The organism is Engelhardtia mirabilis, from assembly GCF_007748095.1.
Lineage (GTDB): Bacteria > Planctomycetota > UBA1135 > UBA1135.
In genome coordinates this window covers 600694-626592 of sequence record NZ_CP036287.1, presented here as the reverse complement: position 1 = coordinate 626592, position 25899 = coordinate 600694, and the positions used below count along the sequence as shown (strand labels likewise).

Sequence of the window (25899 nt, the reverse complement as noted above, 5' to 3'; positions counted from 1 at the left end):
AGGACACCAGGCACCATCGGTGACGAGGATCCGCGGCCCTTGGGGGCCAACGGCCCAGCCGAAGGAGCCCCGTTGAACGAGGGCCCCGCGCGCGGCTGAGCGAGCTGTCAAGGGCGGTTCGGCCCTCGAAGGCGATCGGCGCCCGAGCTGCGCCCTGGCCCACCAACCCCCGCCCTTCCACCCTGGTGGACCGTCGATCGAGCCCGGGGGTTACACCCCAATCGCCCAATCGCCCGAAGCGCGTCGAGCTGCAGTCTCGCGACCGTGAAGGCTCGCATCTGCCGTTCGGGGTCGCGCTCGGCGACGGGGGGGGGCGAGGGTAGCGTCCGGACGACGAACTTTCGTCGGCGCCCCGGAGCTCGGCGGCGGCCGTGGGCGCGCTCGCGAGCGCCTGCGGCCTTCCAGGTGCCCATCGGCGACCGGGGCTTCGCTCGCGACTTGCCGGCGATGGCGCGACGTGCGAAACCAAGAGCGACGCCCGGTCGACGCCGGGCGCGCGTCTGCCGAATGGCGGCAAGGACAATGCAGCGGGGCAAGGCCAACGGGGGCTCGACACGACGTCCATTCCGATCACGATCCTGGCTGGCAGCGACCATCGCGCCGGCCGCATGCCCGAGGGCGAAGCACAGCTCCACCCGCTGGCCGCCTACAAGGGAGTCGAGCTGAGCGTCGCCGACCGACCGCTGGTGGCCGAGCTGGTCGATCGGTTGCGAGCCAGCGGCGGCTTCGGGCCGATCTCGATCGCCGGCCCAGCGTCGATCCACGCGCGACTCGAGCTGGACGCCGACCTGATCGACACCGACTCCAGCGTGGCCGAGAACCTACGCGCGGCTCTGCGCCACCACGCGGAGCGCGAACACCGTCAGGTGGCCATCATGGCCTGCGATGTGCTGCCGACCGCCGAGGAACTCCGCGACCTCGCCGCACTGCACGCCGCCGGTGGGCCCTGCGCCTGCTGGATCCCCCTCGTCCGTCGGCCTGAAGACGATTCGCGCCTGGGCTCATTCGCGTGGAAGCCGCGCTACGACCTCCAGGTGCGCGGCGAGGCGCAGCCGATCCACGTGCTGCCCGGTCACCTCACCGTCCTGGAGCCCGCAGCCCTGCAACTCGATCTCGTCCTGGGCGTGATGGACGTGGCCTACACCACCCGCAACACCCCGGTCGGACCCCGCAGTCGACGAATGGCGCTCGGGGTCCTGTCGCTGCTCCTGCGCGCGGACTTGGCGCGGCTGGCTCGCGGGCGCCCTCCGGCGCTGACCTGGCGAGTGCTCGGTTGTGGCTTCTGGCTCGCCCGCGCCCTCCGCTCGGGAAAGGTGAGTCTCGAACAGGCCGAGCTGCGCCTGGCGCGGGCCTTCCTGACCGACGACCGCCGCGGCGACGCTGGCACGGCCCGCGGCCTGCGCAGCCCGATCGTCGACGTGCTCAGCCTGGCCGAGGACGTCGACACCCAGGAAGAAGCCGACTTCCTGCACCTCGGGCACCCTTGAAGTCCGGCGCCCCGCAGGCTGAGAAGCCGACGCCAAGGCCCTCCAGGAGCCGAAATCGGGGCCTCGGGGCACAAGACCGTAATCGTCCCGACTTTCTCGAAACGCCTGAAACTCGGGCACCACTCCTGACGCTAGCGAGCCGACCGGAACGAGGTCTCGGGGGAGAGGTCCCTCGATCGACGTTCCCGGCCGGGTACTCCGCGGCATGAATTGCCATTTCGTTGCCCCAAGTCCGCGGGCTCGCAACGACCGGCCGGGAACGTCGTCCTCTTCCTCTCCCCTGGGATCTCGCACCTGATCCGTCCCGGTCCCTCGTTCACAGTCATCGAACCCGTTCGTCCCCCGGACCGGGTTCACAGAGATCCCCTTCGATTCCCATGGTCCATCGACTCTCGATTGCGGCCGCACCTTGTGCGGCGCTGCTCGTTCTCTCCCTCTCCGCTACGGCATTCCAGACCGGCTCCAACCCGCCTCCGGGTTCGTCGTCGGTCAATGGCCTGCTCGGCAGCATCCCTTGGAGCAGCTCCGTCGGCGCGGGCACCTTCACGGACGCCGCATCGGGACACTTCACGAGCACCGAGCGCCGTGACCTGGCCCAAGTCCGCGGCGGTTCCGTCGGCCTGGCCGTGCAGATCGGCGCCTACAGCGGCACGGCGGAGTTCGCCCTTGCCGGAGACGATCTGGGATCGCTGCCGTACACGGCGCCGGCCCTCGATCACTTGGCCATCGTCGGACCACAGGGACTGGTCACCGTCGAGCACGACGCCACTTCGACCGGCGCGCTGAACGGTTTCCTGGTCCCGATCACGACCCTGCACGAGGACAGTGACTGGACCACCGCGACCGAGATGGTGACCCACCCCCTCGATTCCAGCGACGGCTGGGACATCGCCGCGATTGCCGACGGCGGCTACACGATCCTGCTCGCCTTCGACGATGGAGCGGGCAGCTTCACCTTCGACGACTTCGCCCTCTCGGATCCGGCAGACGCGATCGCCGCCGGCCAGTGGGACGGATCCGGCGATGCGGAGATCGCCGTCGCGACCGACCAAGGCCTGCAGATCTACGACCTCTCGGGGACGCTGCTCCATTCGGAGTTCAACCTCAGCACTGGAGACCAACTCGTGGTCTTGCCGAACCAGAAGGTCGACTCCGGCGGAGCCGCGGTCTCCGACGCGTTCGCGTGGCTTACGACGCACCCCGGGAACGGTTCGCAGCTCCTGGTCATCGTCGGCCAGGGTTTTCGCGAGTACCCGGTCGTCACCACTGGCATGAGTGCCGTCCACATGGCCGGGGGACAGCGTCGGTCGGACGGCCTGCGGAACCTCTACTTCAACTCCAACGGTGAGTTCACGCTCTTCGTCCTCCACAACCAGGGGGGCAATGACACGACCGACGTCAACCACCACAGCTTCATTCTCGACCTGACGGACACCTCCTCAACCGCGGCACATTCGGCCCTGGAGTACGCCGATGGACCTCAGTCGCCCTCGACGATTGCATCCGAGGTCGTGGTCGCCGACTTCGATGGGGACAAGGTGGACGACATCGTCTTCGCCGGCCAGCCCTTCGGGCAACTGATCTACATCGACGGTGTCGACGGCCCGCGGGTCGATTCGAGCACCATCAGCACGAACTACGAGAATGTCGGCCTGGTGCCCGACAACGACTGCATCCAGTTCGTGGAAGACATGGCCGGCGGCGCCTCGGGCACCAGCGGCGTTCTGACCTTCGCTATCGACGTTCCGGACACTCTCACCGACGGCGTGACCGACACCACCCATGTCGAGCTCGTCCTGTGGGAGGCCGCGAGCGAGAACGTCCAGGCCTCCAACTTCGGAGTGCTCCACTACGTCATCGACCCCACCGACTTCCCGGTCTCGACGGGCACTCCCTGCGATGGCAGCACAGTCGTAGCCATGGACGAGCACACCCGCGCGCTCATCTCGGTGCCGGTCGACCCGGCCTCCTGGACACTGACCAGCAGTTGCGCGTGGGACGAGGTCTACTACATCGAGTGGCGGCCGGTGGAGTTCGACGGCACCGACATCACGGCCGTCGGCCGGACCGAGGTCGTGGTCTGGAATCGCGGCGGCGATGCGGAGGACTACTCTTGGTTCGATGACGACTTCTGGCCCCTCGGCATCGACGTGAACATCGACATCAGCAGTTGCCTTGGCGGCACCTTGGGCGGCGAGATCGCGCCCGGCAGCCGCAGCGACCTGCCGCCGATTCCGCGCCCCGGCACCATCACCGTCGTCACCCCCTGACTCTCGCTCAGTCGGTGCCGCATCGAGCGGCACCGACTGGTTCACTCGGGTGCTGGCACCCCGGCGGCACCCCGGCGGCACTGCGACGACGGCTCAGCGCGATGGCGCTGACCACCGCCGTCAGCAGGAACAGTGCCCCGATCGTGTAGGTCTGAACCGAGATACCGCCAGCGGGGAGTGAGCCGAGCACGGCCGCCATCGCGTCACTGCCCGCGAAGGGGCGCAACGCACCGTCTCCCACCACCCTGAACGCCGCCCAGTGGAATGGGTGGGCGAAGCCTTCGGTGGCGCGGACCCTCTCGCGTGCGTGCGCGGCTGCCTCGGCCACGCTGGCGCCCGCCGCCAGTTCACGGATCAGTGCCTCGCCGAAGACCAGACTGGCGGCGTGGCTCACCTCCGCCGCGGCCAACACCACCGCGTGGGTGCCATTGCCGATGAAGGCGCCACCCAGATGCGTCGCGCCGTCGTCGCCGAACCGACCGGGACCGCGGGCGGCGCCGCAGGTCAACAGCAACACCACCGGCGAGGTCGGTAGACCGTCCAAGTCCGCGCAGTACACGGCCCCGAGGCGCTGATCGTGGTCGTCGGCCAGCAGAAGTCCCGCGGGACGCTCCCTGGAGCCGTCGTACAAGCCGTGGACCAGAAGGGCTGTGACCGCCGCGTCGGTGCCGGCCGCTTCCAGTGCCGCGAGACGGGCCTGGTCGCCGCTGCGGCAAGCATCCCCGGTCAAACCGAGGCGACGGGCCAGCTCGTCGGGTTCGGCGCCGGGTGGGGGCAGTGGAGCCAATGACGGCCAACGGCTGGCCTGATCCAGCGACGTGCTGGGTGAGCTGACAACGGCCAGCGGTCGCGCGGTCGCGGCTAGGTCCACGCCGCGCATCTGCGCGATCAACGCGGCCGAGGGCCAGCGGCTGACAGCAGGCTGGGACTCGGCTGGATTCGCAGTGAGGAACTCGACCGGTACGTCCCCCAGGAGTTCGCAACCCAGGAACGCGATCGACGCCCAACCATCCACGAGCTCACCGACGCGCGACGGCAGCAGCTTCTCCCTCAGGCCCGCGCACCTGCGTTGGACCTCGTCGATTTCACCGACGACTCCCCGGGGTGCGATCCGCAGGGACTGGTTGACGAACGCGATCTCGTCGCGCAGGAGCTCTCCGCTGACGACTTCCTCGGCCTCCAATCGATCGCGGTCGACCGCGAAGACCCAGCTGGACCCGACTGACGGCACGAAGGCCACGACGCCCTCCCCCGCGCCCAGGATGGAGCGCAATCCACTGAGGTCGACCGAGGGCGCGCCGCGTTGGCGAGCGAGGGTGCTCAAGGACTGGGCACGCAGCAGAGCATCGAACGCTCGTCCGGCCCCCTGGTCACCATGCACCGCGATCTCGAGGCGACAGAGAGTCGTAAGAACGACCCGCCTCGAACGCTCGTGCAGGAACCCCACCCCCCCTGGCCGCAAGGGCGTCGAGGCCCAGCTGGCGAGGAGTTGGTCGTACGCCTGCTCCAATCGAACCAGGGCCTGGCTCACTTTGGTCGGGTCGCCCGACTCGAGGGCCAGTTGAGCCTCTCCAACCTCGAGCAAGCCGATCAGTCGGGCGCGATTGCCGTTGCCGCTGTCGGCGTCGAACCGACGGCCGAGGAGCACCCGCGCGCGGTCCAGCGAGCGGCGACAGAGGTCCAGGTCGCCGCGCAGGAGCGCGATGTCACCCAGCAGGATGGACGCGAGCACTCCCGTGGTGGGGTAGGCCTCCGCCATCCGCGACGCGAGCTCCAACGCAGTTCGGGCCCATTCCAGCTCATCGGCCGGACGCGCTTCGCCTCGCGCCAACGCTCGTCGATTGCGCTCCAGGATCGCAATGCCCCGCTGCAGGTTGGCCAGGGCGATCCGAGTGCCATCCGAACTCTTCAGGCCCTCGAGTCGCTCCACGGCCGCGAGGGCTTCGTCGTAGCGCTGGATCAGCACGTAGAAGTCCGCGGCGCGGAACAACACGGTGCCCAGCGCCTGGTCGTCGGGCGCCCCCGCCTCGATCGACTGTTCGAGGGCTGACTCGGCCTGCTCGAAGGCCCTCGCCACGTCCAGAGCGGCGACGTCCGGGAGCCCGATCCCCAGCAGGGTCTGGCCCCGCAGGGAGTACGCGTCGGCCAGGATGGCCGCTCCCGGATCGAGGGCCAACACCGCGTCGATTCGGCTCAGCGCATCCTCGACATCGCCGACTGCGCGCGCGTGGTCTGCGGCCTTGCAAGCCAACTTCAACGCCAAGGGGTCGGTCGCGCCGTAGGCCTCGATCAGGGCGTCGCTCATTGCGATCAAGCGGCGCAGCTCGTAGCTCCGCCCCTCCTTCCCGAAGAGCAGCGACTCCAAGTAGCGCCGGTAGGTCCCGTTGCCGTGGCGCGCGTAGGCGAGAGTGGCGCGCTCGATCAGCCCGAGCCAATCCTCGGGGTAGTCGAGCTTCCCCGTGTCACAGACGTAGACGAGGTAGGCGTAGCTCTCGTAGGCCTCGGTGAGGAGCGTCGCGCCCTCGGCCAAGGCCCGATCGACCTCGATCACCAACTGGAGCTGACGCTGGGGTGGTGGCGGCGAGCCGAAGTCGTAGGCTTCGAGCGCCGCGATCGGATCGCCGAAGGGCTGGGTCTCGGCGGAGGCCGAGTCCTGCCTGGGAGCTGCCGGCAGGGCCCGGGGCACGGCCGCGAGGATCAGGATCAGCGCGACGACGAGCGGAACTCGAGCCAGCCGGCCAGACTGGCTCCTCCTCCGACGCTCAGCCCGTGGACTTCGAGCCTGAAGTCCTCCGGCAGGCGGCTCAACTGATCGGGCTCGAGGATCCATTGCGGCTCGGTCAGCATCGCCCGCAGGACGGGTTCGGTGCCGTCCCGAGGATAGATCGCGACGTCGTAGCTGCCAGCGGCTCCTGCGACGGATTCCCACTCGAACCCGATCGGGTTCACCGCGTGCTCCTCGGCGAAGATGGCCTCGATCTCGAACTCCCCACCGAGCATCACGTCCGCCGGGCGCTCGTCGCCCCCGAGCATCAGGCCCGCGCCGAACCACAGCACGATCGCCGCGGCCGCCAGGGCCGCCAGCAGCCGCAGGGTGCGCGGGGGCGAGGGCCGGACTCCCCCGCGTTGATCGGCGAGGCGCGGGAGGTCCGCACCGTCGTCTTCGTGCCTCCCCCCCGCCGCAGCGCGAATCGGCAGGGGCAGTCCGCCGAGGGTGCGGGCCACCAGTTCGGCTTCACGGGCGTCGTCCGCGGATTCGGACGCTGCCGCCAGGGCCAGGTGGACCTCGTCCCCCAGCTCGTCGAGGCCCGCCTGCATCGATCGCAGCTCGGCCAACTCGGCCGCCAGCTCGGGCGAGGCCGCGAGCCGGCGGGCCACCTCGGGTTCGTCCTCCCGGCGCAGGCCCGTGAGGATCTCTCCGAGCAACTTCTCGTCGGCTGGGTTCAGCATTTCAGTGGGGGTCGGCTTCGGCACCGGGCTCGAGCGCGGCTTTGAGTTGTCGGAGGCCGCGGTAGTATCGGGTCCGGGCGGTGTTCTCGGAGATCTGCAATCGCTCTCCGATCTCGGGAAAGGTCAAGCCTTCCAGGTGCTTCAGCTCGACGATCGTGCGCTTCGACTCGTCCAGGCGGGCGAGGGCCGATCCGAGCCGGGCGCGATCGTCGTCGTCGTAGAGGTCCGCTTCAGCCTCCAGGGGGCGATCGATCTCGGCCACGTCGATCGCGCCGGTAAGGCGCGAGCGCTGGCGGCGTCGGGCGGCGTTGAGGAGCTCGAAGCGAACCACGGTGAAGGCCCAGGTCTCGATTCGCGCGCGACCCTCGTACTCGGGCAGCTTGCGCCACAAGACGAGCAGCGCGCTCTGCGCCACGTCGTCCACGTCGGCATCGGTCAGGGGGCTGGACATTCGTCGATTGAGCCAATTCGCGATCCGGGGCACGCAGCGTGCCCGCAGTTCGAACTCGGCCCTCGCTTCGACATCACCAGCCATGACCCGAGACACCAGGGCCGCGTCTGCGCGGGCGGTGGCGTCGATCGGGTTCGCGTCGTCAGGGAGCATGGAGTTTCAGCTCGGCCCGAGAAACCCTGGCCGGGGAGGCGCGAATCGTAGTCTCTCGGATCGCCTGTTCAGCGCGGACCGACGAAGCTGGCGTCCAGTCGATCCAGGGTCGGCGCCCCCACCAACTGCAGGCCGCGCACCAACTCGGCTTGCAGGACCTCGAGCGCGCGCTCCACCCCGGCCTGCCCGCCGGCGGCCAGGCCCCAAACGAAGGGGCGTCCGACACAGACGGCGGCGGCCCCCAGGGCCAGCGCCATGATCGCGTCGGTGCCGCGTCGGATCCCACCGTCCAAGAGCACCGGCATGTGTCCCTCCACGGCCGACACGACCTCGGCCAGGCAGTCGATCGAGGCCCGTCCCCGGTCGAGCTGGCGTCCACCGTGGTTGGAGACGATCAGGCCGTCGACCCCGCGCTCGCGGGCCAGCGTCGCGTCCTCGGCCGTGACGATGCCCTTCAGCACGATCCGCATCCGCGTCCGCTCGCGCAGCCAATCGACGAATTCCCAGGTCAAGCTCGCGTCGACCACCGCGCTGGCACCGTCGAGGCCTTCGAGGTTGCCCTTGCGGCTGGAGGCGTTGAGCTCCAGCAGGGTCGTGCCGTGGGACTCGCGGTTGCCGAACACCGGCGCGTCGACGGTCAGGCACAGCACCTGACAGCCCGCGTCCTCGGCGCGCCCGATCAGGGCCTGGGTCGTCGCGCGGACGGGCGTCGTGTAGAGCTGGAACCAGGGCACCTGCCCGCTGGCCGCGACGACCTCCGCCACCGAGTAGGTCGAGACCGTCGAGACGATCATGCGCTGGCCGCGCGCGGCCGCGGCCCGGGCGCTGGCCAGCTCGCCCTCGGGGTGGAAAATGCCCTGGAATCCCACCGGCGCCAGCAGGATCGGCGAGGCCAGGCGCTCGCCGAAGAGCTCCAGCGACGTGTCGGGGGCGCTCACGTCCACCAGCCGCCGGGGCCGCAGGAAGCGCCGCCCGAAGGCCGCCACGTTCTCGCCCAGGGTCACCATGTCGTCCGAGCCGCCCTGCAGGTAGGCCCACACCTCGGGCGCGAGGCTGGCCGCGGCGGCGCGCTCCAACTCGCGCAGGTTGAGAAGTGCCTGCATCGACGCGCTCGTGTTCGGTTGGGTCATCGTGGTCCCGTCGCCCGTTTCCGTGGGTCGCGGCATACTAGGCCCCGACGCACCGGCCGGATGCCCCGGGACCGGATCGCAGGGGAGGACAGGAAGCTTGAAGGACGGATTGGATCGCGTCGACCTGGCCGAGGTCGAGGCGCAGCTGCGGCGGATCGAGGAACACCTGAACCGCCTGTCGGCCCACGCCGCCGGCGCCCGGGACCGCATGCGCGCGTCGGTGGCCTCGATCGTCGGCGTGGACCTCGGCGGCCGGACGACCCTCGCGGCGGAGCAGTGGAGTCGTCTGACCGAGACCCAGCGCGACGCGTCGGTCGGCCGACTGACCGAGCTGGCGGACGAGCTCGCCGGGCTGGACCCGGCTGGACCCCTCTCGGTGCGACCGGTGCCCCCGGGGATCACGCTCGTCGCAGCGGGCGCGATGTTGGTCGCGACCTTGGCCGTGCTGTCGATGATCCTCGGCCGCTGGCACGACGCGACCGCGCGGGTGCCCCTGGCACAGGTGGAAGCGCTCGAGTCGAGCGTCGACGCGCTGCGCGCGGCGCGGGCGCTGGAGGAGCGCGCGATGCGGGCCCTCGCGCCCCCCGACTTCCCCGACGACTCGAGTCAACCGCCCGCCGTTGCCCCGGACGCCGCCTACAGCGCAGCCCACGCGGCGGTGCGCGCAGCCGAGTCCGACGTCGCGACTCGCACGCTGGGCCTGTTCGGCGACGCGCGGATCCTGCCCAGCGAAGCCCTGGTGATCGAGATGGTGATGTGGATGGGCGCCCTGGGCGGCCTGGCCCACCTGCTCACGTCCTTCGCCAAGTACGTGGGCTACCGCCGGCTGCAGCGGAGTTGGCTGATCTACTACCTGTTCCTACCGATCCAGGGCGCGGCCCTGGCGGTGATCGTCTACCTGGTGCTGCGAGTCGGGATCCTGGCCCCCTCGGGGCTCTCGGACGGCGGGTCGGCGAACCTCAACCTGGTCGGGATCTACGCCTTCGCGGGCCTCACGGGCCTGTTCTCGAAGGTCGCCCTCGACAAGTTGGCCGAGGTCTTCCAGACCGCCTTCCGAACGCGAGCCGTGGCGGAGGATCAGGGCGAGGGTCTGGCGCAGGTCCAGGTGACGGCCCCGGTTCGCCCACCGGAGCCGGAGCCGGCGGATTCGGCGCAGCTCGTCGACGAGGTCGAGACCCCCGACGCGCCCGAGGCCGAAGGGACGCCCTCTCGCAAACGAACGGCCAAGCGTCGCGCGAGCGAGGAGAAACCCGGCTCCTGAGCTCGGGTCGAATCCCGGGCCGAACGCGATGCCTTTTCCAGGGCAACCACGCGGCACCCACCGAGTTCTTACGTTTGACCTGTAGTCGGCTCGAGAGGCCTGGCGACAAGGGCTCCGGAAGGCACGCGCTCCCCCCACGCGCCCGACGGATCCATGACATCTCTCGCCATCGGCCGACCCGCAATGCGGGTCGAAAGCTCCCCCCGTCGATCCAGCCCGCCCCGGCGCGCCGGCTTCACCATCGTGGAGTTGGTGATCTCGATGGGCGTGATGCTGACCGCCTTCCTGATCTTCGCCACCACGGTCGCCGGCGTGGCGCAGCAGCGCACCGTCAACTCGGAGAACGGGATCGCTGCCAACGCGGCGCGCTCGATGGTCGAGATCATGCAGAACGAGGAGTTCGAGCAGATCTTCGCGCTCTACAACGCCGACCCGAACGATGACCCCAACGGCATCGGCTCGGCGCCCGGCAACCGCTTCGCCGTGGTGGCACTGCCGCCCACCGAGGACAGCGTCGACGGCTTGGTCGGGGAGATCTTCTTCCCCTGCATCGAGATCGAGGTCCTGTCCGAGGTCGACGTAGACGCACCGCCCCCGACCCGGGGTCAGCCCCAGAAGGTCGAGGTGCTCGGCACGACCCTGGCGCTGCGCGAGGACGTCGCGAACGCCCAGCTCGACACGCCGCGCGACCTCAACGGCGACAGCATCATCGACGAGGAAGACCACTCGGACGACTACGTGATCCTGCCCGTGCGGGTCTCGATCCGCTGGCGTGGACAGCACGGTGACCGTGAGTACGCGATCCAGACGATCTTCTGTCGTTTCCGCAGGAGCTGATCCCCGTGCGCAGGATGCATTCCCGTTCGGGCTTCTCCTTGATGGAGGTCATGATCGCCCTGACCCTGCTCACGATCCTGGTCGTGAAGGGCGCCGTCCTGATGCGGATGATGCGCTCGACGAACTCGTCGCAGACCGAGGCCATGCTGCTGAACGACCAGGCCAACCTGGTCCTCGATCGCATCTCCCTGGCGATCGTCGGCTCCGACAAGGAGACCCTGTTCCCGTCGTTCGAGAACCCCTTCCACACCTCGGCGGTGGCCTACAGCGTCAGTCTGGGTCTCGACGAGAACGGGGCCATCGTCTGGGGCGACCCGGAGTCGATCGGCCTCGAGGAGGACGGCCGCGTGGTCTGGAAGCAGAACCCCGACGAGGACGACGAGCGACGCCTGATCTGGAGTGACTTGGTGCGCCCCTTCCTCGAGGGTGAGTTGTCCAACGGCATCGACGACAACGGCAACGACTTGGTGGACGAGCAGGGGCTTTCGTTCGTGCTCTACAAGAACAGCGTGACGATTCGCATCAGCTTGGGCGCCGATCCGACAGATCCCGAGAGCGCCACGCGCACCGTCGAAACGACGGTCACCGTGCGCAACCGACCTGATTGAACGAGGGGGAAGAGATCGATATGGGTACACAGATCTGGGAACGGAACTTCCGCAATGCCGCCGAATCGCGCCGCGGCGGGGCGCTGGTGGTCTCGCTGGTGGCGGTCATGTCGGTGGCCTCGATGAGCGCGGTGTTCCTACAGCTCTCGCACTCGATCACCAAACGTCAGACCCACTCGGCCGATCTAAAGCGCGCCATGTACCTGGCCGAGGCCGGCCTGGCCGAGGCCTACGTGGGCCTGGGCATGGCCAAGACCGGCAACGTCGGCAGCGAGACCCAGCCGGCGATCTTCGGCGAGGGCCTGTTCTGGGTCGAGGCGACCGACAAGGGCGGGGACCTGATCGAGCTCGAGGCCACGGCCATGGCCGGCTCGGCGCGCATCTGCCTGGGCATGGTCGTCGAGCGGGCCGACGTGAGCGTCGGCTCCCTCGGCATCTTCGGAACCGAAGACCTGACCGTGCAGTCTGGGACGCTGATCGACAGCTACGACTCCAGCCAGGGCACCTACGCCGAACAGCTCGCCAGCGGTCAGAACAACGCGGAGGCCAACGTGGGCAGCGCGGGCGCGGTGACCCTCGATGGTGGTCGCGGTGGGATAACGATCCGTGGCGACGTGGTCCCGGGGATCGGCGAGAGGGTGGGTCAGACCGGAACGGTGACGGTCAGCGGCAGCACCGCCGCGCGCAGCTCCGTGGTCGCCCTTCCGGCACCCGACGCGCCTGCACCGCTGATGGCCGCGGGCGTGAACCACGTCCTGCCGGTACCGCTGGTCGTCCCGGCCGGCACGCGCGGGCTGGAGAACATCAGCGTTGGCGCGGGCGCGACCATCGTCGTGGTCGGGCCCGCGACGATCGTGACCGGCGACCTGACCCTGGCCAGCGGCGCCGAGATCGAGTTCGACGTGACCGACGGGCCGGTCGAGCTCTTCGTGAGCGGAGACCTGACCGTGCCCGATGGCGCGCTCCTGACCAACTCCAGCGCCGACCCGACCCAGGTCAGCGTGCAGATGTCCAAGTCCGCCGCCGGCACCTACGGGGCCGTGTCGCTGGGCTCGTCGGTCGTGTTCCACGGCTCTGTCTACGCGCCCTCCTCGGCGGTCTCGCTGGCGGCCGGCGCGGAGTTCTTCGGAGCCGTCGTGGCCGACACGCTGAGCCTCGAACCCGGCGCGCAGTTGCACTACGACCTGGCCATCGCCGAGGGTGAGAGCTCCCTGCCGCGACTGGCCAACTGGCGCGTCGTCGACGTGCCCGGGCCCCTGGCGGCCTCGAGCTCCGACCCGTTCAAGGCCCTGGGTATCGACCCCTCCGCCTGCCGCAGTCCCTCCGCTGCCCACGAGGACCAGTGGCTCGACGTCGACTACCTGAACGACGTGGGTACGCCCTCCAGCTACTCGGGCTGGGAGAAGGACTTCGACTGGACCGACGTCAGCGAGGTCACCAGCGGTTCGCGAGACGGGGAACGCATGACGGAGGCCAGGGTCGAGGACGACGCCAAGACGACCCCGCCGATGGTCACGCCGACCGGCACGCCCGCGGACTGGGTCGCCGATGCGGGCATCGGCAACGCGGAGCTGACCGACTACCTGGTCGAAGCGGCGCCGCTCACGGCTGGTGAACTCACCTCGGCCTTGAATCGCCCCCCAAGCCTCTCGTCGAGCGAGCTGACCGAGATCTTCGTCGCCAGCTCGCCGATGCGGCAGGCCGTGCTCGCCCAGGCTGTCCGGGCCGATCGCCTGGGGGGCGCAGACCTCTACAAGCTCGCCTGGGCGAACTTCCCTCTGGCCGACTCGGTACTCAGCAACGCGATCGAGTCCTCCGCGGTCGAGGACGCCGTCCTGCGCCAGATCCTGGTCGACCACTCGCCCCTTTCGGTGCCCGTCATGTTGGCGGTGACCACGCGCAGCGTGCCGCTCAGCACCGCGGACCTGCGGCTGATCAACGCCGCCCAGTAGGTCCGGGGCGACCGCTCGCCCACCCGCACCATGGAACTACGACTGCTGCTCCCCACGGCCCTGGCCCTGCTCGCAACTGCGGGTGTGGGCAACCGTGGGAACGCGGCGCCGTCCGCGGACGAGCAGCAGCCGAGGACCGTGGACGAGGTGCTCGAGCAGTCCTTGGAGAGCGACTTCGACGCCGGCAAGTTGCGCGGCGCGCTGCACGCCCTGGCCGGTCCGATCCTGCCGGACCTGTTCGAGGCCCTGTGCGAGGGGACGACCCGCGCCGGCGAGCCCCTGGACGAACCGCGCCGGATACTGGTGCGCACGACGTTGGTGCGCACGCCCCTGGGCGAGCTGCGCCCGTTCCTCGAGTCCCTGGCCACCGGACCGACGCCGGTCGATCGGCGCATGGCGGCCATGGGGATCCTGGGCGCGGCCGGCGAGGGCCGCGACGTCGCCCTCTTGGCCCGCATGGCACCCGTCGACTCGCAGCAGGTGACCGTCGGGATCGACCAACGCCAAGTCTTCAGCGCGGCCCTGGCCGAGATCGCGGCCCGCGACCCCGAGGTCTCCCCGCAACTGGGCTCGGTCCTGCGTCAGGCCCACCCGTCCCTGGCGGCACCGCTGGTCCGCGCCATGGCGTCGGCCGACGACGCGGAGCGCCTGTTGGCCGCGGAGCTGCACGTCAACGCGAGCTACGACGAGCTGATCCTGCTCGAGCTGGCCCGGCTGGGCGAGTCCCGCCGGCTGCAGCTCGACGAGCTGCAACGGCGCACCATCCGCGCCCTGCTGGACGGCCACAACTCCGTCGCCACGGTGACCCTGGCCACGCGCGCAGCCGCCGGCGCGCGCGACGACGACGCCGTCCCGGCGCTGATCGACCTCCTCGAGAGCCCGGATCGGGTCATCGCCAAAGCCGCCCGTGTCGCCCTCGAGTCCATCACCCGGCAGCGGCTGCGCGACGACGTCGAGGCCTGGCGAGCGTGGCACTCGCGCGAGTTGAAGTGGTGGCGGGACGAGTCCCAGGACACCTTTCGGCGCGTGACCGGCCGCGACGCGGCGGATGCGGGCAACGCCATCCGCGAGCTGTCGGCGCGCCGCTTGTTCGTCGATCGTGTGGCCCAGGGCCTGATCCCGGCGCTCGATCGCGACGATCCCGAGCTGGTGCTGCTGGCCTGCAGCGCCCTGGCTCAGCTCGAAGCCACCAGCGCCGTACCGCGCCTGGTGGATTGCCTCGACCACGAACACGCCGGAGTGCGCGACCTGGCCTGGAAGACCCTGCGCGACCTCACCGGACGCCAGCTAGGCCCCGATCCCCGTCTGTGGCGCGAGCGCGTGCTCGCCCAGCCCGACAAGACCCCATGACGACCCAACCCCGACCCTTCGTCAAGCGGCGCCAGCGCCTGATCAAGACGCGCTTCCAGCTGCGGCTGATCGCGATCTTCGCCGGCATCGCCCTCCTGGCCCAGCTCTTCCAGACCCTGCTGATGGGCTCCTACCTGGCCCAACTCGCGGCGCGCATGCCCGCGGGGGGACCGGTCCTGGCCGAGGAGACTCCGGGCGTCCTGGTCCAGACCCTGGCCGCCTCCAGTCTGTTGCTATTGCCGTTGATCCTGCTGGTCGGCATCTCCGCCACCTTCCGCATCGCAGGACCCCTGTACCGCTTCGATCAGTACCTCAAGGGTCTGAAGAACGGCAGCGAGGTCGAGCTCTGTCGACTGCGCCGCGGCGATCAGCTCCAGGACCTGTGCCAGGTCATCAACGAGGCCACCGAGCCCCTGCGCGCGCGCAACGCCGCGCGCCTGGCGGCTGAGTCGAGCGAGCGCGAAGCGGCCTGAGCGGCGACCCGTCCAGGCCGCGGAGAGCACGAAGAGGCAGGGGTCGTGCAAGGGAGAGATCGCCGGCCGCGATCCCAGGCCGAGGCCATCGGCCTCTCGAGCTCCCGCGGGGGCCGTCAGGACCGGGAAGAGTCTTCCGCCTCGCAAAACCGACCCTCGCTCCAGGTCGGTCGAGGCCGGCGCCGATACCTCGCCAGAGCGCGGCCGACCCCGGACCAAGCCCACTGCCCAATCCCCATCAATGCACGCCCTGCCGGCCCAGCGCCCCATTCGGATCCTCATCGTCGACGACAATCCGGCGATCCACGAGGACATCAAGAAGGCCCTACAGGGCACCGAGCTGAATCCGGCCTTGGACGACCTGCGGTCCCTGGTGCTCGGCGAGCCGAGCGCGTCACCGCGCGCCAACCCCGTCGCCGCGGCAATGCTGTTCGACTCCGCCTTCCAGGGCGAGGACGCCCTGCGCGCGGTGCAACAGGCCGTGGCCGCCGACGACCGCTTCGCGGTGGCCTTCGTCGACATGCGGATGCCGCCCGGTTGGGACGGCCTGGAGACGATCGAACGCCTGTGGCAGGCCGATGCCGACCTACAGATCATCCTGTGCACGGCCTTCTCGGATCACTCCTGGTCCGAGATGTACGAGCGCCTGGGATCCTCCGACCAACTGCTGGTGCTCAAGAAGCCCTTCGACGCGATCGCCGCCTGCCAGATGGCCCACGCCCTGGTCGGCAAGTGGAACCGCACGCGCGAAGCCGACGATCGGCTGATCGCCCTGGAATCCGCCAACCGGCGGCTGGCCGACGAGATCGAGCAGCGCCGCGGAGCCGAAGAGCGGCTGATCCGCGGCAGCCTGTACGACTCGCTGACCGACCTCCCCAACCGCGCCCTGCTCTCCGATCGCCTCGAGCACGTGGTGGCCCGCGCCAGCCGCGAGGCGGACTTGAACTATGCGGTGCTGTTCCTCGACCTCGACGACTTCAAGGTCGTCAACGATAGCCTCGGCCACGACGTGGGCGACCGGCTCCTGATCGAGGTCGCGGCACGCATCCAGGCCTGCATTCGCAAGTCGGACAGCGCCTCGCCGGTGGACGAGAACGTCGCCGCGCGGCTCGGTGGCGACGAGTTCGTGGTGCTGCTCGAGGGCATGACCGACGAGCGCGACTCCAGCATCGTCGCCCAACGCCTGATCGACACGGTCGGCGCGCCGTTCGAGATCGACGGCCACGACCTGCGACCCAGCGTCAGCGTCGGCGTGGTCAATGGCCGGGGCCGCGCCGGGAGCGCGGTCGACCTCTTGCGCGACGCGGACACGGCCCTCTACCGCGCCAAGCGCGGTGGCAAGGCGTGCGTCGCGATCTTCGACGACGAGCTGCGCCGCCAGGCGGTGGCCCGCCAGCGCATCGAGTCCGACCTGCGCCGCAGCATCGAGCAGGACGAGCTGTTCCTGCAGTACCAGCCGATCATCGAGCTCGACACCGGAGCCGTGCTCGGCTTCGAGGCGCTGGTGCGCTGGCGCAACGACCGCCAGGTGGTCATCCCGCCCAGGGAGTTCGTCCCGATCGCGGAGGAGACGGGTCTGATCCTGCCGCTCGGGAACTGGGTCCTCGAGCGCGCCTGCGCCCAGGTGGCCGAGTGGCGTAGTCGCGGCCTCAGCCACGCCCTCTCGGTCAACATCAACGTCTCGAAAAAGCAACTCGCAGCTTCGGACTTCGCGGACCGCGTGCAGTCGGCGCTGCGCAATCACGGCCTGCAGCGGGGCGACATCAACCTCGAGCTGACCGAGACGCTCTTGATGGACTCCTTCGGGCACGGAGCGATGGTCCTGCGCGATCTCGAGGAGCGCGGCGTTCAGTTCCACGTAGACGAGTTCGGAACCGGCCTCTCGTCCCTGTCCTACCTCAACTGCCTGCCCTTCTCGGCCCTCAAGCTCGACCCGAGCTTCCTGAGCAGTCTGCCCAGCGGCGAGGCCAACCAGGCGACGATCCAGGCCATCGTGCAGATGGCCCACGCCAGGGGCCTCAAGCTGATCGCCGAGGGCGTCGAGACCGCCGAGCAACTGGAGATCCTCCAGGCCCTCGGCTGCGACTACGGTCAGGGCTACCACTTCTCCCACCCGCTCGACGCGGACCTGGTCGAAGCGTACATCGAGGGCAAGCCGTCGACCCGCAGGGCCGGCTGACGGGATCGGACTCCGGCGGATGTCGATCAAGACCCGAGTCTCGCTGACCCTGTTCGGGATCGTTCTGCTGCTGACGTACCTGCAGTCCACGGTCCTCGAACACGCGATCACCGGCAGCTTCGAAGAGCTCGAGCTGGAGCTGGCCCGGAGCGACCTGCGCCTGCCCGAGGACGCCCTCGAGCACGAAGTCAGGCATCTGGCGGCGACCGCTGCCAACTGGGCCCGCCGCGAGGCGATCGCATCGATCGTCGATGCCAACGACCGAGCCCGGTCGTCCGACGAGCTCACGATCGAGGCCTTGCGCCAGAACGACCTCGCGCTGGTCCAGGTGCTCGACGCCCAGGGTCGGGTGGTTCGCTCACTGCGCGCAGCGCCGGTGGGATTCGGCGACGTCTCGCTCGAGGCGATTCCCGAGTCGGCGCAGGGCCGCAGCCACCCCCTGGCCTTCGACCCGCGCCGACCGCGCCCCATCGAGGGTTTCCTGCTCAGCGAATGGGGTCCACTGATGGTCAGCGCCAGGCCACTTCCCGCGGCGGAGCCGGGGGCCTCGCCCCGGGGCACCCTGGTCCTGGCCCGGGCCATCGACGGTGACGTCATCGCCCAGATGCGGCTGCAGACCAACGTGAACTTCTCACTGGTCGGGATCGACAGGGCCAGCGCGGACCCCCAGCTCGAAGCAACGCTCGCGCTGCTTCAGGCGGGCGAAGACGCGGTCTTCGACTCGCTCAGCAACGAGGAGCTCAGCGGTTCGACGCTGATGCGCGACATCCACGGGCAGGATGTGCTGCTGCTGAGCGCCCTGATCCCTCGCAACGTCAGCGCCCATGGGGTCTACGCCTTCGACGTGGCCTTCCTGCTCGGCTTCGCCGGGCAACTGCTGGTGCTGTTGATCCTCTACGTGGTGCTGCACCGGGGCGTCGTCCGCCCGCTCCTGTCCTTCAGCCGCCGGGTGGTGAAGGTCCGCGAGGGCACCGCCCAGGCCGATGCCTTGGCCCTGGATCGAAGCGACGAGCTCGGCGACCTCTCGCGCGAGTTCACGTCGCTCTACACTCGCCAGCAAGACTTCCAGCGCCAAGCGATCGAGGCCTCGCGTCGAGCGGGCATGTCCGAGGTGGCCACGAACGTGCTGCACAACGTGGGCAACATGCTCAACAGCGTGAACGTCTCCGCGGACGTGATCCGCGGCAAGGTGGCGCGCATCTCGACCGAGGACCTGACCTCCCTGGCAAGCCGCATTTCAGCCTTGGGCGACGACCTGCCGCGCTGGATACAGTCCGACCCGGGCGGGAGTCAGATGCCGAACTTCCTGCGCGTCCTGGCCGCCGAGATGGAGAGCGCGCGCGACTCGGCCGAGATCGAGTGTGTCGCCCTGTGCGAGCAGATTGCGGAGATCGGGGCGCTGATCTTCGACCAGCAGCAACTGGCCGAGCCCGGTGGCTTCGAGGAACAAGTCGACCTCGTGGAACGGACGCGGACGGCCCTGCGGATCGCCATCGGCGAGGATGGTGACGTCGAAGTGCGGCGCGGCCACTGGGAGCCGCTCGCGGCGCGGTCGGACGGGCACAAGCTGCTGCAGATCCTGGTGCACCTGATCAGGAACGCCGTCGAGTCCTACCCGGACACCGAGTGCGGGCAACGCTGGATCGAGATCACGATCTCGCACACACCGACGGGCGCGCGCATCGCGGTCAGCGACGGTGGCTGCGGGATCGAGCACGAGCGGCTGCGGACGATCTTCCAGCACGGCTTCACCACCAAGCCGGACGGCCTCGGCTTCGGGCTGCACTCGGCGGCGAACGCCGCGGGTGAGCTGCATGGGCGCCTGTGCGCGTCGAGCCCCGGTGTCGGCCTGGGCTCGACCTTCGTGCTCGAGCTGCCCCTGGATCCGGGTCCGGCGACTTCGCTCGCGGCCTGAGATCCGGCCTCCCTCGGATGCGGGGGCGACAACTCGCGGGGGCCCGAGCTAGCCTGCGGTGCATGGCCCTCGCATTCCGCTGCCCCGCTTGCACTCGGGGCGTCTTCAACCGGCGCGTCCCGACCTGTGAGTTCTGCGGCGCGGAGCTGCCCGCCGAACTGCTCCTGATGGTCGACGAGCAGCAGGAGCTCGATGCCGATGCCGCTGACCGTGCGGCGGCCCGACGCCTCCTGGAACAGATCCGCACGCAGGACCGCAGCCGGCGCAAGCGCGGCTACTTCCCGCCCTTGGCGTGAGCGTCGCCGAGCGCGAAAGACTTTCCGTCGGTCTGCTGCGCTCACCGAACGGTGAACTCGGGATTTCGTGAGCGCTGGGTAATGCGACAGTCGATAGGTCTGCCTGAAGTGGGGCACCGCGAGGACCTCGCACGGTTCGGTGGTTCGACCGTGGAGAACTGTCTCGCTAGCCCATCACCACCAAGGGGAGGCACAGCCGTGGCGAACGAGTGGCACGAAGCCGGTGACGGGCAGACGGAGCGTGGTCAGCGCCCCGAGTTGAAGCAGCCCCTGGATCTGTACGACTCGGACACACACGTCGAGCGCCAGCCGGTCCACTCTACCGAGCCCCCCGCGCCCCTGCCTGCCCCGTGGACCGCGGTCCCGGTCGGATCCGGCGCCGCGGGTCCCGAGCAGCAGACGATCGCCGCCCTGCAGCGCCGGATCGCCGAGCTGGAGCCCTTGAGCGAGCGCCTCGCGGACACCGAGCAGCGCCGCATGTCGCTCGAGGTGCAGATGCGCCTGCTACAGGAGGAACGCGACAAGCTGGCCGCCGAGCGGGTCGAGCGCGCGGCGCTCAAGCGCCGCAACGAGCGGCTCGAGACCGAGCTCAATCGGGCCCGTCAGATGAGCGAGACGGCCCTGCGTGAGCTCTCGGAGACCCGCATGCACGCGGAGGACACCCAGGAAGCCTCGAAGGACTGGTCCCGCGAGGCCCTGCGCCTGCGCAAGCAGCTCGAGAACTCCGAGCACGCGACGATCGAGGCCCGCCGCCGCCTCAAGGCCGCAGGCGACGCCCTCCACAGCGCGGTCGACGGCATTCGGCCGGTGCGCCGCGGCGACCTCGTGCGCCTGGCCAAGCTGATGACCGTCGACGCCGGCGACGCCGACGCCATGGTCGAAGAGGTGCGCCGGCTGTTCCCGCGCTGATCGCGCGGCGGTCGTCTAAGCTCGGCCCATGAGCCGCGCACGCCGACGCCGCCAGGTCGCCACCTTCGCCTGCCCCAACTGCGGCGCCGACGTGCGTTCGGACGCCCTGGCCTGCCCCGAGTGCGGCTCGGACGCGGAGACCGGCTGGTCCGACGAGACCCTCTACGACGGCCTCGACCTGCCCTGGGACGGCAGCGAGCCGGAGCGCCGCCTGAAGACGGGCCCCGGCCTGCCGCTGCGACTGATCGCCGGCGTGTTGCTGATCCTGCTGGTGTTGGCGCTCGTCTTCTGAGCCCTTACCAGCGCAGCAGAATCTCGACCGGGTTGGTCGTGTAGGGCCCGAGACCGCCTTGCGACGGCGCCCAGCCCTGCAGGGTCGTGGTCGTGCCCGAGAGGGCGGGATCCGCCAACGACGGCAGGGGGAAGGAGACCGCGGCGTCCTGGCCGACGGTGACCAGTGCCACGCTCACGCTCGGGGAACTCGGGTCGATCCACAGGGGCGTTCCGGTGGGCGAGGTCCCCAGGGGCGAGGCGCCGCCCGGCTGACCCTGGACCACCAGCGCGAGTCCGGCCGGCCCGAAGGCCTGGACCTGAACCGTGCCGCCGGGCGCGGCGATGCCGTCGACGCGCAGGTAGGGCTCGGCCGGCACCGGCGTGACGACCCCGGCGGGCAGGGTCGGCGGGTCGAGGGTCACGCCGCTGACCGTCGCCAGCGAACCGCTGCCGACGATCACGATGGGCGAGAGGGGAGATTGCAGGCGGTGCGTCGACGAGCCGAGCACCCGCACCGTGGAGCTGTCGACGAAGATCGCCGGGCTGTCGCTTTCGATCGACGTGCCCGACCCCCCGTAGGCGTCGCAGGCGGTGACGGTCACGTCGCTTCCGCCCAGGGCGACGATGCCCGCGCCGGACGTCGGGTAGTGGAACTCACAGCCGGAGGGAGCGGCCTGACCGCCGTGGAAGGTGCTGCCGACGATCGAGACCGTCGAGCCCGTGATCACGAGCCCTGAGAACGCATCCGAAGGACCGTCCGGGTAGCACGCGTCGCCACCCGCGAAGGTCGAGTCGCCGATGGCGAGTTGGGCGCAGTCGTCGACCCGGGCGTGGGCCACGCCGTAGAAGGCGAAGGTCTGGGGATCGAACTCCGTCGCGGACACCACGCACTCGGAGATCACGGCGTGCCCGGGCACCTCGTTGACGGTGAGCGAGCGCATGGCCAAGCCGGCCAGGGAGAAGCGGGGCACGTCGCTGATCGTGACGTCCCCGACGCTGACCTGGCCGCCGAGCGGCGCGAGGATGTCCAGGGCCTTGTCCAACGCGAAGCCGGGATAGGTCCCGGGAACCACGAGCAGGCTGTCGCCGTGCTGCACCTGGGGCGCCGCGATGGCCTCGTCGATGGTTGTGAAGTCGCCACTGCCCGAGGGGTCGACCAACCAGGGCGTGGCGTTGGACTGGATCAAGTCCACGCTCACGGCGTTGCTCACCACCTCGAGCGCGCCGCCGGCGCCGAACACCAGCGCGGCGTGATCCAGGGTCAGCCCCGTGGCCGCGGGCAGGTCCAAGGGCGGCAGGACCAGCGTCGCCTCGGCGCGGCCCGCTTCGTCGAGGAAGCCCAGGAAGCCCGCGAAGGTCGGCGACGAGACCTGGGCCAGGGCGAAGAGGCTGTAGACGTCGGGCTGCAAGGGCACCTGCAAGCCGTCGACGAGGAAGCCGGGCGCCTGACCGCTGGCCGAGCCCAGGATCAGGTAGAGCTGACCCACGCGAGGCGGGCAGGTCGTGAGGGAGAGCTCCTGCTTCCCACCGAGGTCGATCGCGATCTGGTCCAGATCGGCGACCAACGTCGCCTGGGTCGGGGCGGCGCCGTCGAAGACGAACACGACGCCGGGGGGAGATGAGCCTCCCGCCTGCTTGTTGCCACCCAGGAACATCTCCTCGCCCTGGAGTGCGTTCGAGCGGATGCCCGCCGGACCGAAGGAGACGCCGAGCGAGTAGCGCGGAAGCCAACCTGCCTGGGAGCGGTCGAACACGACGTCGTCGATCAGCGCGGTGTCACCGTCGACGGCCAACTTCGTGCCGAACAGGCCGGCGTACGTGGGTGTGGGCGCTTGGATCAGCTCGCCCGGCGTCCAAGCGCCGCCGACCAGGTCGAAGGTGTAGACGGCCCCCACGTCGAGGAACGGACCGTCGCTGTGCGGGGCGCTGATCAGGAGCTGATCGGCGTCGACCGCGATCTCGGCGCCGAAGGTCTGGGCCGTGACCGTCGAGGGGACGGGCGTCAGCACTTGAGTCTGGGTCCACACGCCCGCCTGGGGCTGGAACTCGAACACGGCGCCGAAGCCGCTGCCGGAGCCGGCGCCGGTGCCGATGGCGCCGACCAGGGCCCGATCGCCCGCGAGAGCGACGCTCTCGCCGAACAGGCTCAACGGCGCCGCGCCGCCAGGCTGCAGCTTCGTCACCTCGTTCCAGCCACCCGCACCGAGCTCGAACAGGTAGGCCGCGCCGGCGTAGGCGCCCACCGCGCCCTGGTGCTGGCGCGCGCCGACCAGCAGGCGATCGCCGAGCAGGGCCACGCTCGAGCCGAACTGAGCCTTGTGCTCCGCGTCGCTGGCGGTCAGCACCGCGCTCTCCACCCAACCGCCGGGCGTGCGGTCGAAGATGTGGACGGCGCCCGGGGAGAAGGGGTCCAAGAGGCTCCCCGAGGCACCGACCGCGAGCCGGTCGCTGTCGAGGGCGAGGCTGACGCCGAGGTTGTCGGCGAAGCTGAGGTCGCTGCCGGTCAGCAACTGGGCCTCGACCCACGCTCCACCGATGCGCTCGAAGCGGTGGACGGCGCCGGTGAAGACCCCCTGGGAGAGGTGCTCCGGGTCGCCGACGAAGAGGTCGTCGCCCTGGAGGGCCAGCGAGCCGCCGAAGACGTAGGAGTCCCCGCTGGCTGGGTGGAGCTCCTGGACCGTGCACTGGGCGGCCGAGGGACTTGCCGTCAGCAGGGGGAGGGCGAGGAGGAGGGCGGGTCGAAGGTCGAGCATGGCTGTGGAAAGTGAGGGGGGCCGATGGTGCTCGGCCCAAAAGAGAGGGCGCGGGCAAGGGGGCCGCACCCTCAGGATCGCCGCGCGGGCCGACGATCGGGTCAGGACTGGAGTCTAGGCCGGCGGGGATCGCAGCGGGGACCTGCGACCGATACCCCCGCCCTGGATCGATCACCGGGCCGTCCGGTTAGGCTTGGCGCCCCCGTCCCGCAGGTGCCGACCGCACCTGGCTCCGCACCGGCCCCGCTCCCTCCCCCACGTGCAACTCGGATTCGTCATCGACCACTCCCGGTGCATCGGCTGCCACGCCTGCACCGTCGCTTGCAAGTCCGAGAACGACGTGCCCCTGGGGAGCTTCCGCACCTGGGTCAAGTACACCGAGGAGGGGCAGTTCCCCGCGGTCAAGCGCAACTTCTCGGTGCTGCGGTGCAACCAGTGCACCGACGCGCCCTGCATGACGATCTGCCCCACGGGCGCCCTGTCCAAGCGCGACGACGGCATCGTCGACGTGGACCCCAAGGCCTGCATCGGCTGCAAGAGCTGCATGCACGCCTGCCCCTACGACGCGCTCTACATCAACGACGACACGGGCACGGCGGAGAAGTGCCACTTCTGCGCGCACCGCACCGAGCGCGGCCTGGCGCCGGCCTGCGCGGTGGTCTGCCCCACCGAGGCGATCATCCCCGGTGACTTCGACGATCCGAACAGCCGCGTGTCGCAGATGAAGGCCACGGGCGAGCTGACCGCGCGCAAGGTCGAGGCGGGCACCAAGCCCAACGTGCTGTACCGCGAGGCCGCGGCGGTGGGGCTCGACCCGGGCCGCACGAACATCTCCGAGGGCTTCATCTGGTCCAACGCGCCGACGGGCGAGCGGGCCGACGCCCAGGCCTGGGAGGCGCTCGAGGCGCGCGCGCACGCGGACTCCACCAATGGCCAGGCGCGCACGACCTACGACGTGCCGCGCGAGCAGCTGTGGGGTTGGAAGATCACCGGCTACCTGTTCACCAAGTCGATCTCGGCGGGCGCGGTGCCGGCGGCGGCCCTGGCCTTTCTGTTGACGGGGCAGACGGCGGTCGCCTCAAGGGCCCTGTTCGGCCTGCCGACGCTGGTGGCCCTGGCCTTCCTCGCGCTGACCTCGCTGCTGCTCATCACCGACCTCAAGCGGCCCGAGCGCTTCTGGTACATCCTGGCCCGCCCGAACTGGGACTCCTGGCTGGCCAAGGGGACGCTGGCCCTGACCGCCTACGGGGGTCTGTTGAGCCTGGGCGCCCTGGGCTGGCTGCTCGGCCTCGACAACCCGATCGTGGCCAGCGCCTACTCCCTGCTCGGGCTGCTGACCGGCGCGGCCACGGCCGGCTACACGGCCTTCCTGTTCGCCCAGGCCAAGGGTCGCGTCCTGTGGATGAAGCGGCTCTACGCGCCGCACCTCTTGGCCCAGGGCATCGTCGGCGGCGGCGCGGCGGTGCTGATGGCCGCCCCGGTCCTGGACTGGAACCCCGAGGCGATCGGGGGGCTGCGGACGGTTCTGGCGCTGGGGCTGGGCGTCCACTTCGCCCTGACCCTGGCGGAGCCCAAGCTCGCGCCGAAGGGCCGCGAGTCGGAGTACGCCCGCGCATCGCACCTGCTCACCCACGGCCCCTACGCCGTGCACCACTGGGCCCTCGGCATCGGTGCCGGTGTGGTTCTGCCAGTGGTGTTGCTGGTGCTCGGTCCGGCGTCGGTCTGGCCGGTGGCGGCGGCGATCGCCTTGGCGGGGCTGTGGGTCGAAGAGGACCTGTTCGTGCGCGCCGGCCAGGCCCTGCCGATCTCCTGACGCGAGGTCGTGATCCCGCGGGGTAGGCGTTCGTACGGTGCCAGGCACAAAACCGCCGCCTACCCCGCGGCTCAGTCCCCCTGGGCCCAGGCCTCCTTCTGGGGTCGCGTCAAGCCCTTCAATCGAGCCTCCAGCCGACTGGCCTCGCTGCGGTCCCCGCAGGTCTCGCTCCGCACCAGCTCGACCGGGCGCCGGGCGCGGGTATAGCGTGCCCCGCCCGGGCGCTCGCCGTTGTGCTCGGCCAGGCGTCGCTCGGGATCGGTGGTGATCCCCGCGTACAGGCTGCCGTCGGCGCAGCGCAGCAGGTAGACGTGCCAAGATCCGTCGCTCACTGGCGTT

The 25899-nt window shown here is 70.1% G+C and carries 20 protein-coding genes; 14 read left to right on the top strand and 6 right to left on the bottom strand.

Annotated features, from left to right (window positions below):
* Positions 1 to 608: 608 nt before the first annotated feature.
* Positions 609 to 1487, top strand: a complete 879-nt coding sequence (locus Pla133_RS02360) for a hypothetical protein (protein ID WP_145062004.1) — start codon at positions 609 to 611, stop codon at positions 1485 to 1487.
* Positions 1488 to 1864: 377 nt separating this feature from the next.
* Positions 1865 to 3757, top strand: coding sequence for a hypothetical protein (locus Pla133_RS02355; RefSeq protein WP_145062001.1), 1893 nt, complete (start codon positions 1865 to 1867; stop codon positions 3755 to 3757).
* A gap of 7 nt (positions 3758 to 3764) precedes the next feature.
* Here the strand turns inward: Pla133_RS02355 and Pla133_RS02350 are convergent, their stop codons facing one another.
* From Pla133_RS02350 to Pla133_RS02335, 4 genes are all read right to left on the bottom strand, one after another.
* The gene (locus Pla133_RS02350) at positions 3765 to 6443 is read right to left on the bottom strand and encodes a CHAT domain-containing protein (RefSeq protein WP_145061999.1); all 2679 of its coding nucleotides are present in this window, start codon (positions 6441 to 6443) and stop codon (positions 3765 to 3767) included.
* 17 nt (positions 6444 to 6460) lie between these two features.
* On the bottom strand, positions 6461 to 7207 hold the full coding sequence (locus tag Pla133_RS02345) for a hypothetical protein (RefSeq protein WP_145061997.1): 747 nt from the start codon (positions 7205 to 7207) through the stop codon (positions 6461 to 6463).
* Between the two features lies 1 nt (position 7208).
* Positions 7209 to 7811 carry an RNA polymerase sigma factor gene (locus tag Pla133_RS02340; RefSeq protein WP_145061995.1) on the bottom strand — a complete coding sequence of 201 codons (603 nt, stop codon included), beginning with the start codon at positions 7809 to 7811 and terminating at the stop codon, positions 7209 to 7211.
* 68 nt (positions 7812 to 7879) lie between these two features.
* Complete coding sequence (locus tag Pla133_RS02335; protein ID WP_145061993.1) at positions 7880 to 8914, bottom strand: alpha-hydroxy acid oxidase; 1035 nt, start codon at positions 8912 to 8914, stop codon at positions 7880 to 7882.
* A gap of 124 nt (positions 8915 to 9038) precedes the next feature.
* On the opposite strand from Pla133_RS02335, the gene Pla133_RS02330 reads away from it, so the two are divergent.
* From Pla133_RS02330 to Pla133_RS02280, 11 genes are all read left to right on the top strand, one after another.
* Positions 9039 to 10202 carry a hypothetical protein gene (locus tag Pla133_RS02330; RefSeq protein WP_145061991.1) on the top strand — a complete coding sequence of 388 codons (1164 nt, stop codon included), beginning with the start codon at positions 9039 to 9041 and terminating at the stop codon, positions 10200 to 10202.
* 153 nt (positions 10203 to 10355) lie between these two features.
* The gene (locus Pla133_RS02325; RefSeq protein ID WP_145061989.1) at positions 10356 to 11039 is read left to right on the top strand and encodes a type IV pilus modification PilV family protein; all 684 of its coding nucleotides are present in this window, start codon (positions 10356 to 10358) and stop codon (positions 11037 to 11039) included.
* 14 nt (positions 11040 to 11053) lie between these two features.
* Positions 11054 to 11647: a PilW family protein gene (locus tag Pla133_RS02320; RefSeq protein WP_145061987.1), complete on the top strand. Its 594-nt coding sequence runs from the start codon at positions 11054 to 11056 to the stop codon at positions 11645 to 11647.
* Positions 11648 to 11667: 20 nt separating this feature from the next.
* Positions 11668 to 13599: a DUF7305 domain-containing protein gene (locus Pla133_RS02315; protein ID WP_145061985.1), complete on the top strand. Its 1932-nt coding sequence runs from the start codon at positions 11668 to 11670 to the stop codon at positions 13597 to 13599.
* 30 nt (positions 13600 to 13629) lie between these two features.
* Complete coding sequence (locus Pla133_RS02310; protein ID WP_145061983.1) at positions 13630 to 14949, top strand: HEAT repeat domain-containing protein; 1320 nt, start codon at positions 13630 to 13632, stop codon at positions 14947 to 14949.
* Entirely contained in the window at positions 14946 to 15422 is a 477-nt protein-coding gene (locus tag Pla133_RS02305; RefSeq protein WP_145061981.1) for a hypothetical protein, read from the top strand. The genes Pla133_RS02310 and Pla133_RS02305 overlap by 4 nt, the downstream gene beginning before the upstream one ends.
* Before the next feature lie 241 nt (positions 15423 to 15663).
* Entirely contained in the window at positions 15664 to 17601 is a 1938-nt protein-coding gene (locus Pla133_RS02300) for a putative bifunctional diguanylate cyclase/phosphodiesterase (RefSeq protein WP_145061979.1), read from the top strand.
* 19 nt (positions 17602 to 17620) lie between these two features.
* Complete coding sequence (locus Pla133_RS02295) at positions 17621 to 19516, top strand: CHASE4 domain-containing protein (protein ID WP_145061977.1); 1896 nt, start codon at positions 17621 to 17623, stop codon at positions 19514 to 19516.
* A 62-nt stretch (positions 19517 to 19578) separates the two neighbouring features.
* A complete protein-coding gene (locus tag Pla133_RS02290) occupies positions 19579 to 19812 on the top strand; it encodes a hypothetical protein (RefSeq protein ID WP_145061975.1) in 234 nt (77 codons plus the stop codon).
* A 198-nt stretch (positions 19813 to 20010) separates the two neighbouring features.
* A complete protein-coding gene (locus tag Pla133_RS02285) occupies positions 20011 to 20721 on the top strand; it encodes a hypothetical protein (protein WP_145061973.1) in 711 nt (236 codons plus the stop codon).
* Between the two features lie 28 nt (positions 20722 to 20749).
* A complete protein-coding gene (locus Pla133_RS02280; protein WP_145061971.1) occupies positions 20750 to 21013 on the top strand; it encodes a zinc ribbon domain-containing protein in 264 nt (87 codons plus the stop codon).
* A gap of 4 nt (positions 21014 to 21017) precedes the next feature.
* On the opposite strand, the gene Pla133_RS02275 is transcribed toward Pla133_RS02280, so the two are convergent.
* A complete protein-coding gene (locus tag Pla133_RS02275; RefSeq protein WP_145061969.1) occupies positions 21018 to 23747 on the bottom strand; it encodes an FG-GAP repeat protein in 2730 nt (909 codons plus the stop codon).
* A gap of 259 nt (positions 23748 to 24006) precedes the next feature.
* Here Pla133_RS02275 and Pla133_RS02270 point away from each other — a divergent pair, with 259 nt between their 5' ends.
* Positions 24007 to 25560, top strand: a complete 1554-nt coding sequence (locus tag Pla133_RS02270) for a 4Fe-4S dicluster domain-containing protein (protein ID WP_145061966.1) — start codon at positions 24007 to 24009, stop codon at positions 25558 to 25560.
* A gap of 71 nt (positions 25561 to 25631) precedes the next feature.
* Here Pla133_RS02270 and Pla133_RS02265 read toward each other — a convergent pair whose 3' ends face one another.
* The gene (locus Pla133_RS02265; protein ID WP_145061964.1) at positions 25632 to 25892 is read right to left on the bottom strand and encodes a GIY-YIG nuclease family protein; all 261 of its coding nucleotides are present in this window, start codon (positions 25890 to 25892) and stop codon (positions 25632 to 25634) included.
* Positions 25893 to 25899: the final 7 nt, after the last annotated feature.

Excerpts from the sequence above, each read along its gene's own strand:
- Pla133_RS02295 (WP_145061977.1), top strand. The coding sequence starts at position 17,621 with ATGTCGATCAAGACCCGAGTCTCGCTGACCCTGTTCGGGATCGTTCTG.
- Pla133_RS02280 (WP_145061971.1), top strand. The coding sequence starts at position 20,750 with ATGAGCCGCGCACGCCGACGCCGCCAGGTCGCCACCTTCGCCTGCCCC.
- Pla133_RS02360 (WP_145062004.1), top strand. The coding sequence starts at position 609 with ATGCCCGAGGGCGAAGCACAGCTCCACCCGCTGGCCGCCTACAAGGGA.
- Pla133_RS02355 (WP_145062001.1), top strand. The coding sequence starts at position 1,865 with ATGGTCCATCGACTCTCGATTGCGGCCGCACCTTGTGCGGCGCTGCTC.
- Pla133_RS02325 (WP_145061989.1), top strand. The coding sequence starts at position 10,356 with ATGACATCTCTCGCCATCGGCCGACCCGCAATGCGGGTCGAAAGCTCC.
- Pla133_RS02300 (WP_145061979.1), top strand. The coding sequence starts at position 15,664 with ATGCACGCCCTGCCGGCCCAGCGCCCCATTCGGATCCTCATCGTCGAC.
- Pla133_RS02290 (WP_145061975.1), top strand. The coding sequence starts at position 19,579 with ATGGCCCTCGCATTCCGCTGCCCCGCTTGCACTCGGGGCGTCTTCAAC.
- Pla133_RS02340 (WP_145061995.1), bottom strand. The coding sequence starts at position 7,811 with ATGCTCCCTGACGACGCGAACCCGATCGACGCCACCGCCCGCGCAGAC.
- Pla133_RS02335 (WP_145061993.1), bottom strand. The coding sequence starts at position 8,914 with ATGCAGGCACTTCTCAACCTGCGCGAGTTGGAGCGCGCCGCCGCGGCC.
- Pla133_RS02305 (WP_145061981.1), top strand. The coding sequence starts at position 14,946 with ATGACGACCCAACCCCGACCCTTCGTCAAGCGGCGCCAGCGCCTGATC.
- Pla133_RS02310 (WP_145061983.1), top strand. The coding sequence starts at position 13,630 with ATGGAACTACGACTGCTGCTCCCCACGGCCCTGGCCCTGCTCGCAACT.
- Pla133_RS02315 (WP_145061985.1), top strand. The coding sequence starts at position 11,668 with ATGGGTACACAGATCTGGGAACGGAACTTCCGCAATGCCGCCGAATCG.
- Pla133_RS02320 (WP_145061987.1), top strand. The coding sequence starts at position 11,054 with ATGCATTCCCGTTCGGGCTTCTCCTTGATGGAGGTCATGATCGCCCTG.
- Pla133_RS02275 (WP_145061969.1), bottom strand. The coding sequence starts at position 23,747 with ATGCTCGACCTTCGACCCGCCCTCCTCCTCGCCCTCCCCCTGCTGACG.
- Pla133_RS02345 (WP_145061997.1), bottom strand. The coding sequence starts at position 7,207 with ATGCTGAACCCAGCCGACGAGAAGTTGCTCGGAGAGATCCTCACGGGC.